Here is a 16,612-nt window from a genome sequence, read left to right as displayed (position 1 = left end):
TACTTAAAACAGGCCGCGTTCCCACGGGCCCCAGATCGCGATGGACCTGCCCTGCTTGGCCTGGACGTTGACGTACAGAGTGTGGCCGCCAGGCCCGAACGTGGAGCCCGCGAACTCGGCGCCCGGGTCGTCGGGGATCGGCTCCAGGCGGCAGAAGTCGAAGATTCCCCCCGCCCGGGTGAGCCCGCGCAGGTAGTTGGCGCCCTCGCCGTCCTCGCACAACACCAGCGTGCCGCGCCTGCTGACCGTCACGTTGTCAGGCAGGTCGAGCGCCGAGGAGCGCGGCGACTCGTAGACGAGTTTGAGCCGGCCGCTCCACGTCTCGTACGCCCACACCTGCCCCCGGCCCTTGCCGAACCCCGACGGCGGCGGGTCGGCGGGATCGGTGTCGCCGCCCTGCGTGGAGACGAAGTACACCGTCCCCTGGTGGAAGACCGCGCCCTCCAGCCTGGAGAAGATCGCCGCCCCCTGGGCCCGGCCCTGCCGGCCGACGGCCTGCACGACCTCGTCGTTGGACGGCTTGCCGCGGAAGTCGGGGTCGGGGTCGTCGATGTCCACCCACACGGTGGCGTACGCGGCGCCCGGCTCCTGCCCCAGGGACAGGTCCTTGCGCTCGGCGCCCTTGACGGCGAGCATCTGCAGCCGGCCGCCGTCGAGCAGCTTCCCGGCCAGGACCGGGTGCTTCGGCGGCAGGTAGCGGTAGAACCCGGAGGGGAAGCCGAAGTTGTCCTCGGTCAGGTAGATCGCGCCCGACGACGGGTCGAAGGCCGCCGACTCGTGCGGGAAGCGCCCCGCCGACCTGATCGGCCTGGCCGTGGCCGCGCGGCCGACCGGGACCTCGAAGATGTAGCCGTGCTTCTCGGTGAGCCTGGCGTTGTCGCCGCCGGCGAAGTCGTCGGCCACGTCGGGCCCGTTGACCGTCTCCTCGCAGCTCACCCAGGCCCGCCACGCCATGGGACCGCCCGAGCAGTTCATCATCGTGCCGTTGAGCGACGGCGCGCTCTTGGTCACCTCGCCGTAGCGGGTCACGCGCAAGGTCGACGTGCCGCCGCCGGCCATCCGATCGTAGGCCCTGTTCTTGTCACCGAACGCGCCGACGGTCCCGTTGACCTCGTGATTGCGGATCAGGATCGTGCTGCCGCCGGGACCGGAGAACGCCGCCATACCGTCGTGCCGGCCCGGCACGGTCGACCCGTCGCTGAACTTCTCCCCCGCGGCGCTGAACGAGCGGTACTTGAACCCTTCGGGCAGATGCAGCCTCACCTTGCCGTCACGCAGGTCGCGTACGGGACGCAGCGGCCCGTACCCGCCCGGCGCCGGTTTGGCCCCACCCTGCGCTCCGGCGCACGCGACCCCAGCAAAGGGCCCGGCAATGCCGGCCACCACATTCGTGATGAAGCGTCGACGATCCACAACCGGAGACGGTATCCCTTTCCCCGAACTGAGTCTCGGTAATCCCACGTCTTTATCCACAGCTTGTGGACACACCCCGCCCGACGGCCGGTTTGTCGGCGATCGCTACGCTGCCTAGGTGAACAACGGCTACGTGGAACTGAGCAGGGAGCGGTGGAGCGAGCTCCGCAAGAACACGCCCTTGACTCTCACCGCAGAAGAGCTGGAAGAGCTGCGCGGCGTCGACGACCCCATCGATCTCAACGAAGTCACCGACATCTACCTGCCTCTGACCCGGCTGCTCAACCTGCACTTCACCGGATCCAAGCAACGCAGCAGCGTGCTGAGCGCGTTCCTCGGACATCCCGAGGAGCGTGTCCCCTACATCCTGGGCCTGGCGGGCAGCGTCGCCGTGGGCAAGTCGACGACGGCGCGGCTGCTGCACACGCTGCTGGCCCGCTGGCCCGAGCACCCGCACGTGGAGCTGATCACCACCGACAGCTTCCTCTACCCGAACGCGGTGCTGGAGGCCAAAGGGATCATGCATCGCAAGGGCTTCCCGGAGAGCTACGACCGGCGGGCGCTGGTCAGGTTCGTGGCGGAGGTCAAGGCGGGTGCGGCGGAGATCCACGCCCCCGTGTACAGCCACCTCGAGTACGACATCGTTCCCGGTGCCGCCCAGACCGTGAAAAGTCCCGACATCCTGATCATCGAGGGCCTCAACGTCCTCCAGCCCGCCCCGCCGACCTCCCTCGCCGTCAACGACTACTTCGACTTCTCCATTTATGTCGACGCCAAGGTCGAGGACATCCGCACCTGGTACGTCGAACGTTTCCACAAGCTCCGCCGGACCGCCTTCGAGGACCCGAAGTCATACTTCCGGCACATCGCGGACATGTCCTACGACGAGGCCACCACCTTCGCGGTCAACGTCTGGCGCGACATCAACGAGCGCAACCTGGTCGAGAACATCGCCCCCACGAGAGGCCGCGCCGACCTCGTGCTGCAGAAGGGTGCCGATCACTCGGTCCGGCGGGTGCGGCTTCGCCGAACCTGAACGCCTCCTCGAACAGGTAACGGGCGAACCTGCCCCCGCACTCCTGGTCGTCGACGTCAGCGAACCAGCAGCCCTCACCATGTTCGTGGCATCTGTACCGGATCATGTGAGGCAGCCTCGGATACGTGCATCAATACGGTGTCAACGTTCGATGGACAACAATGGGCGAGTGCTACATCTGCGTATGATCAGCCCGCCCACGCGCACCGATGAGGTGACGGCGGTGTTGGAGGACTGCCCCGGCATCACCAACATCGTCGTCCTGCCCGGTGCCGCCCGCGAGCCGAAGGGCGATGTGATCCTCTGCGACGCGGCCAGGGAGTCGGCCAATGAGGTGATCGGCCGGCTCAAGTGGCTGGAGACCGAGGGCTCCATCGCCATCGAGCAGATCGATCTCTCGCTGTCGAAGGTCGCAGAGGAGGCCGTCGAGGAGGCGCCGGGCGAGCCCGACGACGCGGTGATCTGGGAGGAACTGGCGCAGCGGGTCTCCGCCGACTCCCGCATCACGTGGGCGTACCTGGTGTTCCTAGCCGTCGCCACACAGATTGCCGGCATCGGCATCCTGCAGAACTCGCCCATCCTGATCGTCGGCGCGATGGTGCTCGGGCCGGAGTTCGGCGCGGTCGCGGCCATCTGCTTCGGCCTGCTGCAACGCCGATGGGGCCTGATCACGACCTCGCTCAGGACCCTGGCCGTGGGGTTCGCGGTGGCCATCGCGATCACCTTCGCGTGCGCGTTCGTGTCCACCTGGCTCGGCTGGATCGGGGACGCCAACCTCGTCACGAACGCGGAGGTGCAGTTCATCGTCAAACCCGACAAATGGTCGTTCATCGTGGCGCTGCTGGCCGGCACGGCCGGTGTGCTGTCGATCACGGCAGGCAAGTCGTCGGCCCTGGTCGGCGTCTTCATCTCGGTCACCACGGTGCCCGCCGCCGGCTACGTGGCCGTCGCCCTGGCGCTGGGCCACTGGCTGGAGGTCGGACCCTCGGTCGGGCAACTCGCGGTCAACATCGCCGGAATGATCCTTTCGGGCACGGCGACGCTCGCGATCCAGCGCAGATTCTGGCCTCAAGTAGGACGACGTTCATCCCTATGACCGAGGCCACGGCCCTGACCGCCCAGGTAGGGTCCGGCACATGCACATCCTCGCCACCGAGGGGCTGACCAAACGTTTCCCCACCGTCACCGCGGTCGACCAGCTCTCGGTCACCGTGGGACCCGGAGTGACCGGACTGGTAGGGGCGAACGGCGCGGGCAAGTCGACGCTGATCAAGATCCTGCTCGGCCTGCTGCCGCCCACCGGCGGCGCGGCGCGCGTGCTCGATCTGGACGTCACCGCCCAGGGCGCCGAGATCCGCAGGCTCGTCGGCTACATGCCGGAGCACGAATGCCTGCCTCCCGACGTCTCCGCCACCGAATTGGTCGTCCACCTCGCACAGATGTCCGGGCTGCCGCGTACGGCCGCCCGCGAGCGCGCCGCCGACGTGCTGCGCCACGTCGGCCTGGCCGAAGAGCGCTACCGGCCCATCGGGGGTTACTCGACGGGCATGAAGCAGCGTGTCAAGCTGGCCCAGGCCCTCGTCCACGATCCCAAGCTGATCTTCCTCGACGAGCCGACCAACGGCCTCGACCCGCGCGGCCGCGACGAGATGCTCATGCTGATCAGGCGCATCGGCACCGAGTTCGGCATCAGCGTCCTGGTCACCTCGCACCTGCTGGGCGAGCTCGAGCGCATCTGCGACCACGTGATCATCATCGACGCCGGGCGGCTGCTGCGTTCCTCGGCCATCGGCGAGTTCACGCAGGCCACGCAGACGGTCACGGTCGAAGTCGACGAGGGCATGGAGCCGCTGGCCGCGCGCCTGACGGAGGCCGGGCAGACGGTCTCGCAGCAGGGCCGCATGCTGGTGGTCAAGGTGCTGGGGCCCGAGACCTACGACGCCATCAGGGACGCCGCCGCCGACCTGGACCTCTGCCTGATCCGCCTGGAACAGGGACGTCACCGCATCGAGGACGTCTTCAGGGAGGAGATCGCGGGTGTCTGAGATCTACGACATCGGCTACCGCCACTACGACGGCCCCCGGCTCGGGCGCGGCTACTCGACCAGGGCGCTGACCCTGCACAGCCTGCGTGGCGTCTTCGGACTCGGCCGGCCGGCGCGCAGCAAGATCATGCCGTTCGCGCTGTTCGTCATCATGCTGCTGCCCGCTGTCGTGAGCATCGCCACGATGGCCCTGGCCCAGCAGCGCATCATCCAGTACAGCGGCTTCGCGGTCCTCATGCAGGCCGTGGTGGCGATCTTCCTGGCCTCGCAGGCCCCCACCGTCGTCGCGCCCGACCTACGGTTCCGCGTGCTGCCGCTCTACCTGTCGCGCCCCGTCTCGATCACCGAGTACGTCGTCGCCAAGGTCGCCGCGATGACCGTGGCGCTGTTCCTGCTGGTCGCGGTGCCGCTCACGCTGGTCTACGTGGGCGAGGTCGTCGTGGACATGCCGGGGCCGCCGGCCACCGGTGAATACGTCGGCTCCATCGCCATGGCCCTGGTGCTGGCGCTGTTGCTCGCGGCGTTCGGGCTGGCGCTGGCCTCGTTCACGCCGCGGCGCGGGCTCGGCGTGGCCTCGGTGATCGTCGTCTACCTGCTGTCGTCGGCGTCGGTCCCGATGGTCTACGGCGCGCTGTACTCCTCGGGCAACGAGTCGGGTGCCGCCTGGGCATGGTTGCTGAACCCGTTCTGGCTGGTGGACTCCGTGCAGTCCTGGCTGTTCAACACGCCGCCGCACTCCATCGAAGGCAGCGGCTACCCCAACGGCCCCGCCTCGGCGGTGATCCTGGTGGTGCTGATCGGCATCGGCCTGGCCGCTCTCGCACTGCGTTACAGGAAGGCGGCCGCGCAATGAAGATCGAGCTCTCGCAGGTGTCCCGCTGGTACGGCAACGTGGTGGCGGTCAACGACGTGACGATGACGATCGGCCCTGGCGTCACCGGCCTGCTCGGGCCCAACGGCGCGGGCAAATCGACGCTCCTGCACATGATGGCCGGGTTCCTGTCGCCGTCGGGCGGCACGGTGACGATGGACGGCACCACAGTCTGGAAGAACCACCACATCTACCGAAATATCGGCCTGGTCCCGGAACGGGAGGGTGTGTATGGGTTCCTGACCGGCTGGCAGTTCGTGCTCTCCGCCGCCCGCCTCCACGGCCTCTCCGACCCGGTCGAGGCCGCCCGCAAGGCCCTGGCCACGGTCGAGATGGAGGAGCCGAAGGACCGGCGTGTGGAGACGTACTCGAAGGGCATGCGCCAGCGCGTCAAAGTGGCCGCTGCGCTGGTCCACGACCCGCCGGTGCTCCTGCTCGACGAACCGTTCAACGGCATGGACCCGCGCCAGCGCCTGCACCTGATGGACCTGATCCGCGCCATGGGCACGGCCGGCAAGACCATCCTGTTCAGCTCCCACATCCTGGAGGAGGTCGAGCGGGTCGCCCAGCACATCGAAGTGCTGATGGCGGGGCGGCACGCGGCGTCGGGCAACTTCCGGGAGATCAGGCGGCTGATGACCGACCGGCCGCACCTGTTCATGATCCGCTCCAGCGACGACAGGAAACTCGCCGCCGCCCTCATCCGCGACCACTCGGCCGGGGGCATCACGCTCCGCTCCGACGGCCTGGAGGTCCAGGCCATCGAGTTCCGCCGCTTCGCCCGGCTCCTGCCCAAGCTCGCCCAGGCGGAAGGCGTACGCCTGCACCAGGTCTCCCCGGCGGACGAGGACCTGGAGAGCGTCTTCTCCTACCTGATCAACCGGAGCACCTGATGAACCCGCGAGGGAGTGCGACGGCATATGGCGACCGAGCGCCGAACGGAGTGAGGCAATGAACACAGTGGTCGCCGGCATCACTTACCGCGCCCTGCTGGGCCGCCGCCGGATCATCCTGCTCCTCCTGCTGCCCCTGGCCCTCGTCGGCCTGGCCGTGTTGTTCCGCCTCCTCGGCGAGGCCGACCAGGACACGGCCGTAGTGCTCATGAAATTCGCCATCGGCACCGTGCTGCCGTTGCTCGGCGTGATCGCGGGCACCGGGGTCATCGCCCCGGAGATCGACGACGGCACCATCATCCACCTGATGTCCAAGCCGATCTCCCGCCCGCTGATCGTCCAGACGAAGTTCCTGGTGGCGGCTTCGGTGCTGGCCTTGTTCGGCGCCGTGCCGACGTACTTCGCGGCCTGGCTCCTGGTCAGCAACGAGGACGGCATCGCCGCGGGCTTCGCATTGGGCGCCCTGGTGGCCGGCATCGCCTACGCCGCCGTCTTCCTGCTGCTGGGCGTCGTCACCCGGCACGCGGTCACGATCGGCGTCATCTACGCCCTGGTGTGGGAGACCGTGGTCGGCGGCTTCATCACGGGTGCGCGCAAGTTCTCGATCCAGCACTGGGGCACGACGATCGCCGACCAGATCTCGGCCTCGCCGTTCCTCAAGGCCGACGTCACGCTGAGCTTCGCCGTCCCGGCGCTGATCGTCGTCACCCTCGGCGGCGTCTTCTGGGCAGGCCTGCGCCTGCGCGCCTTCTCACTCACCGGCGACGAATAAAAAGATCGGGTACGGCACACGAACGTGCCGTACCCGATCAGGAAGCGCAGGCCTTGCGGACCACGTCCGCGAGGCGGCCCGCCACCTGAGTGGCGTGCTCCTCCGACGCGGCCTCGACCATGACGCGGATCATGGGCTCGGTGCCGCTCGGCCGGATCAGAACCCGGCCCGTCTCGCCCAGCTCCGCCTCGGCCAGGGCCACGGCCTCGGCGAGCTCGGGCACGGAGGCCTTGCCCTTGTCCACGTCCTTGACGTTGATCAGGATCTGCGGCAGCGGCGTCATCACCGAGGCCAGCTCCTTCAGCGGCACGCCTGACTTGGCCACCACGCCCAGCATCTGGAGCGAGGTGAGCAGGCCGTCGCCGGTGGTGGCGTGGTCCAGCATGATGACGTGACCCGACTGCTCGCCACCCAGGTTGTAGCCGTCGGACTTCATGCGTTCGAGCACATAGCGGTCCCCCACCGCGGTCTCCACCACGGTGATGCCCGCATCGCGCATCGCCAGCTTGAAGCCCAGGTTGGACATCACGGTCGCGACCACGGTGTCCTTGGCCAGCACACCTTCGTCGTGCATGGACGCGGCGAGGATGGCCATGATGTGGTCGCCGTCGATGATCGCACCCGTGTGGTCGACCGCCAGGCAGCGGTCAGCGTCGCCGTCGTAGGCCACGCCCAGGTCCGCACCGCGCGACACGACCACCTGCTGGAGCTTGTCCAGATGAGTGGAACCGTGGGCGGCGTTGATGTTGAGGCCGTCGGGCCTGGCGCCGATGGCCTCGACCCTGGCACCCGCGCGGACCAGCGCCTCAGGGGCCACCATGTGGGCAGCGCCGTGAGCGCAGTCGACCACCACGCTGAGGCCGTCAAGCGAGGCGCTCATCGTGGTCAGCACGTGCGAGATATAGCGGTCGGCCTCGCCGTACGCGTCCCGCACGCGACCCACGCCCGAGCCGACGGGGAAGGTCCACTCCTCGCCGAGCCGCCGCTCGATCTCGTCCTCGACCGCGTCGGACAGCTTGAAGCCGCCCCTGGCCAGGAACTTGATGCCATTGTCCGGCGCCGGGTTGTGCGACGCCGACAACATGACGCCGAGATCGGCGCCGAGCGCGGCCGTGAGGTGGGCGACAGCCGGGGTGGGCAGCACGCCGAGGCGCAGCACATCCACTCCGGACGCCGCAAGGCCGGCGACCACTGCGGCCTCGAGAAACTCTCCCGAGGCACGCGGGTCCCGGCCTACGACGGCCACGGGCCTGCTTTTACGGCTGGATCCCGTGGCCGCGAACGCGCCTGCATCGCCGAGGACGTGAGCCGCCGAGACCGCCAGGTCCATGGCGAGCTCGGCCGTGAGGTCGCGACCCGCGACCCCGCGTATCCCGTCGGTGCCGAAAAGGCGCGCCAACGTTAGCGCTTGCTGTACTGCGGAGCCTTACGGGCCTTCTTGAGGCCGTACTTCTTCCGCTCCGTGGCGCGGGCGTCACGGGTGAGGAAGCCGGCCTTCTTCAGCGGCGGGCGGTTGACTTCGACGTCCAGGACCGACAGGGCGCGGGACAGGCCCATGCGCAGCGCGCCGGCCTGGCCGGTCACGCCGCCGCCGTCGATGCGCGCGATGACGTCGAACGCCTCCTCGGCGCCGAGCACCACGAAGGGCTCGTTGACGATCTGCTGGTGGACCTTGTTCGGGAAGTAGGCGTCCAGCGAACGACCGTTGATCGTCCACTTGCCGGTGCCGGGGACGATGCGCACGCGCGCGATCGCCTCCTTGCGGCGGCCGGTGCCGTACGAGTTGCCCGTGGTGACGGGCTTACGCACGGGCGCTTCGGCGCTGGCGGCGGACTCGGTGGTGTACTCGGACGGGAAGTCCTCGCTGGAGATTTCCTCCAGCTCGGCCTCGACGACCGTCTCGACACCGGTGGGCTCAGCCACGGTTCTCCTCTAACTCTTTCGAACTACTACTGGGCGATCTGGGTGATCTGGAACGGCACCGGCTGCTGGGCCTGGTGCGGGTGGTCGGAACCCGCATAGACCTTCAGCTTCTTGATCATCTTCCGGCCGAGGGAATTCTTGGGCAGCATGCCCTTGACGGCCTTCTCGACGGCCTTGTCCGGCCGCTTCTCCATGAGCTCGCCGTACGAGACGGAACGCAGACCGCCCGGGTAGCCCGAGTGGCGGTAAGCCTTCTTCTGCTCAAGCTTGTTGCCGCTCAGCGCGATCTTGTCCGCGTTGATGACGATGACGAAGTCACCGGTGTCGACGTGGTTGGCGAAGATCGGCTTGTGCTTGCCGCGGAGCAGGGTCGCGACGTGGCTGGCCAGCCGGCCCAGCACGACATCGGTCGCGTCGATGACGTACCACTGACGCTGAACGTCGGCGGGCTTCGGTGAGTACGTGCGCACGGTCGTAGCCTTCTTTATGCTCGCGTCTTCGGCGCTGTCGGATGCGACAGCTACATTTGGTCGGTCGGTGCGGGCACACGGCAGCCCGGACCTTCCGTCTCCTCAGGATGGGAGATGACGCCGGACGCGCCGCGCATTGGTCACGCTGGACCTATGCACACAACGAACGATTAGGCTACCTGCACACAGGCGCGCTGGTCAAAAGACCGGTAACCTGGCATGAGTCTACCCGACCGCAGAACGGTTCGATTTCGTTTCCCTGGGACCTCTTCTTTCTCAGGACCAGACATCTCTATCGTTGGCTGCGGTATGTGGCAGAACTCTCACACCCGGCCAACCCAGCGGGGCGCTCGGCGCCGGAGTCAGTTGGGCGTGTTGACCTGCCTCATGGCGGCCGTCCTGTTCACCGGCGTGCTGATCGGCCGGCTGACCGACGATCCCCAAGCGAACCCGCACATCTACCTCAACGGAACCGCCCCGCCCGCCGCCGCCACGGCCAACCCCGCGCCGACGGCCGCGAAGAAGGCCCTGCAGCAGCTGGAGAGCGTGCCGCGAGAGGTCACGACCAAGAGGGTCCCGCGTGGCGCGGCCACCCCGAAGCCCACCGGCAAGACGTCCGACGGCCAGATCCCCGGCTTCGACTCCCAGGACGACCCCGCCCAGACGTTCCTCGGCGAGCAGTCGTCCGTCGCGGTGATCCCCGGCATGGCGTCCAAGGTCGTGTCCCTCACCAACTCGGCCAGGTCCAAGCAGGGCTGCGGGCCGCTCAGGGTCGACCAAGGGCTCATGCGCTCGGCGCGTACACACTCGCTGGAGATGGCCAGGATGGGGCAGCTCACACACAACTCCCCCGACGGCGCCTCCCCGTGGGACCGTATGGAGCGCGCCGGCTACCGCTACGGCGCCGCCGAGAACATCGGCGCCGGATACAACAGCCCTGAGGAGGCGATACGCGGCTGGCTCGGCAGCCGCGACCACCGCAAGAACATCCTGGACTGCCGGTTGAAGGCCATCGGCGTCGGCGTCGCCTCCGGCCCGAACGGCCCATGGTGGACTCAGGACTTCGGAACCCAATGACGCTCATCACGGTAATGTCGCCGCATGGCTTTTCCCGAGGAACGTGAGAACGGCACGGGCAGCGCCCCCTACGGGATGGGCAGCGCGCCGCCATGGACCGACATGGGAAGCGCCTCGCAGGCTAACGGCATGAGAGGCGCCCCGCCCGCGAATGGAATGGGAAGCGCCCCGCAGGGGGGCGGCTTTGGAGGCGCTCCGCAGGGCGGCGCCGGTTTCGAGGGTGCCCCGCAGACGCCCGGCGCGGAAGGCGCCCCGAAGGAGGAGACGGCCACCCCCTCGCGCCGCTCCCGCGCCCGTTCCCGGAAGGAAGCGCCCACCAGCGGACCCACCGGCGGACCCACTGGCGGACCCACTGGCGGACCCACTGGCGGACCCACCGGCGGACCCACCGGCGACTCCGAGAAGGCGCCGCAGAGCAGAATCGGCTGGAGCCCGTACGACGACGGCCCGCGCTCGCGCGCGCCGCTGTGGTTCACCATCGGCGGTGTGCTGGTGCTCGGGCTGCTCGGCGGCGGCATCGCGGTGATGTGGAACGCCGGCGGCGCCGGCACCGCCGAGACCGCCACCGCCCGCCGGACGTCCGCGCCGCTCCCATCGGCTCCGCCCGGCAAGTACGGCTTCGCGGAGTCCCGCTCCACGGACCCCGAGGCGATCACGGTCAAGGAGATCTTCGGTTCGAAGAAGAAGCTCACGGTCTCCGGCCGGGCCTACGAGATGACGATCACCAGCAAGGACAAGAAGTGCACTGACGGCGCCCTGGGCGACAAGCTGCAGAAGGCGCTCAAGGACGGCAAGTGCAACCAGCTCGTCCGGGCCAGCTTCCGTGACAAGGAGGGAAAGGTGATCGGCACGGTCGGCGTGGCCAACCTCACGACCGGCAAGACCGCGGGCAAGGTGGCCAAGAGCGGCGACGAGAAGAACTACGTGAAGCCGCTGTCGGGTAAGGACAGTGTCACCAAGTTCCTCGGCTCGGGCAGCGGCGGCACCAAGATCTGGACGCACGGGCACTACGCGATCATGGTCTGGTTCCAGAACAAGGACGGCACGAAGCCCGACAAGAAGGGCTCCAAGCGGCTTTTCCAGGCCATCGACGACATCACCCAGGCCACCGTGTTCAAGGCCCTGGATAACCGTACGCTGACCGGCAGCCCACTGACGTAACCCGGCTTTACATGCCTTAAGCCCCCAAACGGGATGCCGGATGCCTTCGGGAACGCCCATACCGACATAACGATCTCGCTACTCTCGCTAGGCTCGCCCTATGCGTGGTCAGGAACCCGGGTCCGAGCACGATCACAGGGAGGCCGCCGACTCGGCCAGACCTGCGACGCCACCGCCGAGCTTCGGCCAGACCAACGGGGGAGACGTTCCACCGGCGTTCCCACCTTTCGATGAGGCGGAGGACGACGCGACCCTGTCCGTCGTCCCCGTGCCCAACGGACCGCCGCCTGAGCTGCCCGAGCCGGTGCGTGAGGACGCACAGCCGTGGGAGGTGCCCGGCGACGACGCCGCGCCCTACGACTGGTTCGCCGACCACACGGACACCGACCCCGCCCTCGCCCGCCCTCCGGCGACCGGTTCCACCCGCGCGGACCACGCACCGGAGGGACCCTCGGACCCCGGCCACACGCCGCCGGCCGAGCACCGCCCAGCCGCCGGCATCCCCTGGTCCGCGCAGGCGCCGGCCAAGCCGGAGACCCCCTGGGCAGGCCAGGCACCACCGTGGAACGGGCCATCGCAGGCGGAGCCCGGGCGGGAGCTGCCGCGCTGGCCCGTTGATCCCGTCGTGCCCGGTGCGCCGCCGTGGGAGCCGCCGCCCGCGTTCACCGCCGCAGCGGCGGGCATGCCGGTGTGGCCAGGCCCCATCTCGGATCCGCACGCCTTGCCACCGTGGCCGGCCGCCACGGGCGAACTGGTGGCCGAGCCGGACGCCGACGTGCCGGACACCCCACCCTTCGACCCGAACGCCACCCAGCCGGACGGCCCCACCAGGCCGGCCCACTACTTCGACCCTGAGGCCGCACGACAGGAAGCCGCCCAGCAGCGACCCGATCAGCCGGGCAATGGAGTCCCTGGCGCCGCTGAGCCGGGTGGTGCGCAACCAGCCGCTCCTCAGACGACCGCCGGGCAGGCGAGCGCCATCGAGCGGCAGAGCGCGCCGCAGGACGCTCAAAGCACGCCACACGACGACGCACCGCAGCAGGGCACGCCGGACGAGGGCACCGCCCTGCAGCGGGCGACCGTCCCCCTCGCCGCGCCCATCGCGCCGGAGCGCGAGGACACCCGCCCCGTCGCCCACGAGGACACCTCACGACCGGCCTCTGGCGAGACCAAGCACCCAGCCCAGTTCTTCGACCCCAAGGCGGCCAAGCGCGACCAGCCCCACCCCACCGCCGCCCACGGCTTCGACCCCAACGCCCCGACCCCGGCAACCGCCCGCCCCGCGGAGCCAGGCGACGTACCGGTCTGGCCGCCCCATCCTCCCGTCACCGAGAAACTCCCGGACCTGCCGTTCTCCCGGGACACCTGGGGCCAGAGGCCGTCGACCGCGCTGGACCTGCCCACGCAGCCCCAAAGCGGCGGCCCGGCCTTCCCGCCTGGAGCGTTCAAACAACCACCGTTCCAGACCCCGCCCCCTCCCCCGGCGCCTCGAGGCACGAGCAAACGAGCCCTCCTGGTGACGCTGGGCGCGCTGGCCCTGGCCGGGGTGGCCACCGGCGGCTTCTTCGCCTTTCAAACGGTGAGCAACCCCACCCCCAACACGGCCGCCGCCCCCGGCAGCGCCGTTCCGTCCACGCAACCACCCGCCGAAGCACCAGAGGCGACGCCCACCGAGCCGCCCGGCGCGTCCGTGCTCAATTCCGAGCAGACCGACCCGCAGAAATTGTCGCTGTCGGAGGCGTTCCCGAAGAAGAAGGTCAGCGCGGCGGGCACCACGTTCACCCGGGTCAAGGCCAGCGTGGAGACGACCTGCGACAAGGCCGCGGCAGGCGCCTTCGCCGAGGCGCTGAAAGAGCAGAAGTGCAGCCGCGTCCTACGCGCCACATACGTCGACAACAAGCGCCGCTACGCCGTCACCACGGGCATCGCCGTGCTCCCGACCAAGGACGCGGCCACGGCCGTCGACCAAGCGAAAAACCTCGCCAAGAACGTCTGGTTCCGCCCTCTGCCCGGAGCGGACGGGTCAGGCGGCGAGCGCGTACACATCGCCGGCGGCTACGCGGCCGGCCTGGTGTGGGGCCGGTACATCGTCTTCAGCTACGCCACCCACGCCGACGGCCACACTCCGGCGGCCAAGGAGAAGACGCTGACCAAGGTCAGCGGAGCGTTCCGCGACCAGACCTCACTCGTCCTGGAGCGCCGCGCCACCAAGGGGTGACAGCATCCGTACGCGCCGGGTGGCCTCGGCCCGCGCGGCCAGCTCCGGCTCCGGCGGATAGCCGACCTCTTCCAGGCACAGCCCGTGGGCGGGCGCCACGTGCACCCCGGAGTCGCGTACTGCCCGGGTCAGCACCTCCCCGGGCCACTCCGCCGGCCGCCGCCCGTCGCCGACCGCCAGCAGCGAGCCGACCAGCGCCCGCACCATCGAGTGGCAGAAAGCGTCGGCCACGACGGTGGCCACCAGCACGCCGTCCGGCTCGCGTACCCACTCCAGCCGCTGCAGCTCCCTGATCGTGGTGGCCCCCTCGCGCTTCTTGCAGAAGGCCGCGAAGTCGTGCTCGCCGATCAGCCGCGCCGCCGCCGCGTTCAGCGCGTCCAGGTCCAGCGGGCGGTTGTGCCAGACCACCTCGTGCCGTCGCAGCGGGTCGACGCCGCCGACGGCGTCGCTCACCCGGTACGCGTACCGCCGGAACGTCGCCGAGAACCGTGCGTCAAAGCCCTCAGGAGCCACGGAGACCCGATAAATCCGTACATCGGGTGGCATGACCCCACCCAGCCGTCGCACGAGCGCAGAGAGCCGCTCATCCACGCTGAGCGGCCCTCGGTTCCCGTCCAGTTCGGCCAGCGACCCGTCGGGCACGTCCACGTGGGCGACCTGACCGCGGGCGTGCACGCCGGCGTCGGTGCGCCCGGCCACGGTCAACATGGCGGGCTCGCCGAGGCGCAGGATCCGGCCGAGCGCCTGCTCGATCTCGCCTTGGACCGTGCGCCGCCCGGGTTGCCTGGCCCACCCGGAGAAGTCGGTCCCGTCGTACGCGAGGTCGAGGCGGAGCCGTACCACGATGATCCTCCTTAACCGAAAAGGGCCCGAACCCCCCGAGGGGTCCGGGCCCGATTCATTCAGCCTGAAATATCAGGCCTCGTCCTTCTTCGCCTCAGCCTCGGCGGCCGGAGCCTCCTCGGCAGCGGCCTCAGGAGCCTCCGCGGCCTCGGCCTCCTCAGCCTTGGGAGCCTCGGTCTCCTCCGCGGCGGGCGCCGCGGCGGCGGCGGGAGCCTCGGTGCGGCGGGTGGTGACGGCGTTCAGCGGCTCGGTCACCAGCTCGATGACCGCCATCGGGGCGTTGTCGCCCTTACGCGGGCCGATCTTGGTGATGCGGGTGTAGCCACCGGGACGCTCGGCGAACGTCGTCGCGAGCTCGGTGAACAGGTGGTGCACGACGCCCTTGTCCTTGACGACGGTCAGGACCTGGCGACGGTTGTGGATGTCGCCCTTCTTCGCCTTGGTGATCAGGCGCTCCGCCAGCGGACGCAGGCGCTTGGCCTTCGTGACCGTCGTACGGATCTTGCCGTGGCGGAACAGATCGGTGGCCAGGTTGGCCAGGATCAGCCGCTCGTGCGCCGGGCTGCCGCCAAGACGTGCACCCTTGGTGGGCTTGGGCATTTCATCTCTCCTTGTGGATTAACCCGCCCCGGCCGTACCAGGTACCGGGGTCGGGCCGGCGCCGCGAACGCGCGACACCGTTACTTTCACCCGCACACCCCACGCCCGAGAAGACCGACGACTCCTCGCCGGTCTTCTCCTCCCCAAGGGACCTCAGCCCTCAGAAAGGCGCGGAGACGATAGCGCGGGATGTGTCTAGTACTGCTCCGTCTCGACGTAAGCGCTGTCGTCGTCGTCATAGCCGGCCCCGGCCACCGCGCTCGGGTCGAACCCGGGCGGGGAGTCCTTGAGCGCCAGCGTCATCTCGTGCAGCTTCTGCTTGACCTCTTCGATCGACTTCGCACCGAAGTTGCGGATGTCGAGCAGGTCCTGCTCGCTGCGCGCCACGAGCTCACCCACGGTGTGGATGCCCTCACGCTTGAGGCAGTTGTACGACCGGACGGTGAGGTTGAGCTCCTCGATCGGCAGCGCCAGGTCGGCGGCCAGAGCGGCGTCGGTCGGCGACGGGCCGATGTCGATGCCCTCGGCCTCGACGTTGAGCTCGCGGGCCAGGCCGAAGAGCTCGACGAGGGTCTTACCGGCGGAGGCCACCGCGTCGCGGGGCTTCATGGCCGGCTTGGTCTCGACGTCGAGGATGAGGCGGTCGAAGTCGGTACGCTGCTCGACTCGGGTCGCCTCGACCTTGTAGGTGACCTTGAGCACCGGGGAGTAGATCGAGTCGATCGGAATACGGCCGATCTCCTGACCCGGCTGCTTGTTCTGAGCGGCGGAGACGTAGCCACGGCCACGCTCGACCGTCAGCTCCATCTCCAGCTTCGCCTTGCCGTTGAGCGTGGCGATGCGGAGCTCGGGGTTGTGCACCTCGACACCGGCCGGCGGCGCGATGTCGGCGGCGGTGACCTCACCCGGGCCCTGCTTACGCAGGTACATCACGACCGGCTCGTCGTGCTCGGAGGAGACGACCAGCTCCTTGAGGTTGAGGATGATGTCGGTGACGTCTTCCTTGACCCCGGGAACGGTCGAGAACTCGTGCAGCACGCCCTCGATGCGGATGCTCGTCACGGCCGCGCCCGGAATGGACGAGAGCAGCGTGCGGCGCAGCGAGTTGCCGATGGTGTAGCCGAAGCCCGGCTCCAGCGGCTCGATGACGAATCGGGACCGGGTGTCGTCGATCGACTCTTCGAGAAGAGTCGGGCGCTGAGCGATCAGCATGGCGGGTTCTCCCCTTTTTTCGTGTGGCGCCCGCTATATGACGCCACTCCGATAAAAAGCATAGTTGAGGTGCGGAAA

At 69.0% G+C, this 16,612-nt stretch carries 16 protein-coding genes; 9 read left to right on the top strand and 7 right to left on the bottom strand.

The features are described from left to right. Positions 1-3: 3 nt before the first annotated feature. Positions 4-1,413 carry a PhoX family protein gene (locus ACTWPT_RS20810; RefSeq protein WP_443179074.1) on the bottom strand — a complete coding sequence of 470 codons (1,410 nt, stop codon included), beginning with the start codon at positions 1,411-1,413 and terminating at the stop codon, positions 4-6. Between the two features lie 133 nt (positions 1,414-1,546). Between ACTWPT_RS20810 and coaA the strand changes: the two genes are divergently transcribed. The 6 genes from coaA to ACTWPT_RS20780 all read left to right on the top strand — a co-directional run bounded on the left by coaA (position 1,547) and on the right by ACTWPT_RS20780 (position 7,030). After that, a complete protein-coding gene (coaA, locus tag ACTWPT_RS20805) occupies positions 1,547-2,449 on the top strand; it encodes a type I pantothenate kinase (RefSeq protein ID WP_443179276.1) in 903 nt (300 codons plus the stop codon). A 169-nt stretch (positions 2,450-2,618) separates the two neighbouring features. Next, positions 2,619-3,545, top strand: coding sequence for a DUF389 domain-containing protein (locus ACTWPT_RS20800; protein ID WP_443179073.1), 927 nt, complete (start codon positions 2,619-2,621; stop codon positions 3,543-3,545). A gap of 40 nt (positions 3,546-3,585) precedes the next feature. Continuing rightward, positions 3,586-4,494, top strand: coding sequence for an ABC transporter ATP-binding protein (locus ACTWPT_RS20795; RefSeq protein WP_443179072.1), 909 nt, complete (start codon positions 3,586-3,588; stop codon positions 4,492-4,494). After that, entirely contained in the window at positions 4,487-5,347 is an 861-nt protein-coding gene (locus tag ACTWPT_RS20790; RefSeq protein ID WP_443179071.1) for an ABC transporter permease, read from the top strand. The genes ACTWPT_RS20795 and ACTWPT_RS20790 overlap by 8 nt, the downstream gene beginning before the upstream one ends. Continuing rightward, a complete protein-coding gene (locus ACTWPT_RS20785) occupies positions 5,344-6,258 on the top strand; it encodes an ABC transporter ATP-binding protein (protein WP_443179070.1) in 915 nt (304 codons plus the stop codon). Before ACTWPT_RS20790 ends, ACTWPT_RS20785 begins: the two co-directional genes overlap by 4 nt. Positions 6,259-6,316: 58 nt before the next feature. After that, positions 6,317-7,030 carry an ABC transporter permease subunit gene (locus ACTWPT_RS20780; protein WP_443179069.1) on the top strand — a complete coding sequence of 238 codons (714 nt, stop codon included), beginning with the start codon at positions 6,317-6,319 and terminating at the stop codon, positions 7,028-7,030. Positions 7,031-7,067: 37 nt separating this feature from the next. Here ACTWPT_RS20780 and glmM read toward each other — a convergent pair whose 3' ends face one another. From glmM to rplM, 3 genes are read right to left on the bottom strand one after another with little or no spacing between them, the layout of a single operon-like run. After that, a complete protein-coding gene (gene glmM / locus ACTWPT_RS20775) occupies positions 7,068-8,429 on the bottom strand; it encodes a phosphoglucosamine mutase (RefSeq protein WP_443179068.1) in 1,362 nt (453 codons plus the stop codon). Positions 8,430-8,431: 2 nt separating this feature from the next. After that, a complete protein-coding gene (gene rpsI, locus ACTWPT_RS20770; RefSeq protein WP_443179067.1) occupies positions 8,432-8,953 on the bottom strand; it encodes a 30S ribosomal protein S9 in 522 nt (173 codons plus the stop codon). 26 nt (positions 8,954-8,979) lie between these two features. Continuing rightward, positions 8,980-9,423, bottom strand: coding sequence for a 50S ribosomal protein L13 (gene rplM, locus ACTWPT_RS20765; RefSeq protein ID WP_443179066.1), 444 nt, complete (start codon positions 9,421-9,423; stop codon positions 8,980-8,982). Between the two features lie 372 nt (positions 9,424-9,795). Between rplM and ACTWPT_RS20760 the strand changes: the two genes are divergently transcribed. The 3 genes from ACTWPT_RS20760 to ACTWPT_RS20750 all read left to right on the top strand — a co-directional run bounded on the left by ACTWPT_RS20760 (position 9,796) and on the right by ACTWPT_RS20750 (position 13,879). After that, positions 9,796-10,500, top strand: a complete 705-nt coding sequence (locus tag ACTWPT_RS20760; RefSeq protein WP_443179065.1) for a CAP domain-containing protein — start codon at positions 9,796-9,798, stop codon at positions 10,498-10,500. Positions 10,501-10,524: 24 nt separating this feature from the next. Then, entirely contained in the window at positions 10,525-11,661 is a 1,137-nt protein-coding gene (locus tag ACTWPT_RS20755) for a hypothetical protein (RefSeq protein WP_443179064.1), read from the top strand. 100 nt (positions 11,662-11,761) lie between these two features. Next, positions 11,762-13,879 (top strand): hypothetical protein, encoded by a 2,118-nt coding sequence (locus ACTWPT_RS20750; RefSeq protein ID WP_443179063.1) that lies wholly within the window; start codon positions 11,762-11,764, stop codon positions 13,877-13,879. Here the strand turns inward: ACTWPT_RS20750 and truA are convergent. The 3 genes from truA to ACTWPT_RS20735 form a co-directional block, all read right to left on the bottom strand. After that, on the bottom strand, positions 13,844-14,722 hold the full coding sequence (gene truA / locus ACTWPT_RS20745; RefSeq protein WP_443179062.1) for a tRNA pseudouridine(38-40) synthase TruA: 879 nt from the start codon (positions 14,720-14,722) through the stop codon (positions 13,844-13,846). The genes ACTWPT_RS20750 and truA overlap by 36 nt on opposite strands. 72 nt (positions 14,723-14,794) lie before the next feature. Then, positions 14,795-15,322: a 50S ribosomal protein L17 gene (rplQ, locus tag ACTWPT_RS20740; protein WP_443179061.1), complete on the bottom strand. Its 528-nt coding sequence runs from the start codon at positions 15,320-15,322 to the stop codon at positions 14,795-14,797. 195 nt (positions 15,323-15,517) lie between these two features. Then, positions 15,518-16,534 (bottom strand): DNA-directed RNA polymerase subunit alpha, encoded by a 1,017-nt coding sequence (locus ACTWPT_RS20735; protein WP_219469300.1) that lies wholly within the window; start codon positions 16,532-16,534, stop codon positions 15,518-15,520. Between the last annotated feature and the right edge of the window lie 78 nt (positions 16,535-16,612).

It is taken from the genome of Nonomuraea sp. 3N208, from assembly GCF_052245935.1.
Classification (GTDB): domain Bacteria; phylum Actinomycetota; class Actinomycetes; order Streptosporangiales; family Streptosporangiaceae; genus Nonomuraea.
This window is presented reverse-complemented; position numbering and strand designations above follow the sequence as displayed.

Coding starts and splice junctions, on each gene's coding strand:
- ACTWPT_RS20795 (WP_443179072.1), top strand. CDS start 3,586: ATGCACATCCTCGCCACCGAGGGGCTGACCAAACGTTTCCCCACCGTC.
- ACTWPT_RS20785 (WP_443179070.1), top strand. CDS start 5,344: ATGAAGATCGAGCTCTCGCAGGTGTCCCGCTGGTACGGCAACGTGGTG.
- ACTWPT_RS20780 (WP_443179069.1), top strand. CDS start 6,317: ATGAACACAGTGGTCGCCGGCATCACTTACCGCGCCCTGCTGGGCCGC.
- ACTWPT_RS20755 (WP_443179064.1), top strand. CDS start 10,525: ATGGCTTTTCCCGAGGAACGTGAGAACGGCACGGGCAGCGCCCCCTAC.
- ACTWPT_RS20750 (WP_443179063.1), top strand. CDS start 11,762: ATGCGTGGTCAGGAACCCGGGTCCGAGCACGATCACAGGGAGGCCGCC.
- rplQ (WP_443179061.1), bottom strand. CDS start 15,322: ATGCCCAAGCCCACCAAGGGTGCACGTCTTGGCGGCAGCCCGGCGCAC.
- ACTWPT_RS20735 (WP_219469300.1), bottom strand. CDS start 16,534: ATGCTGATCGCTCAGCGCCCGACTCTTCTCGAAGAGTCGATCGACGAC.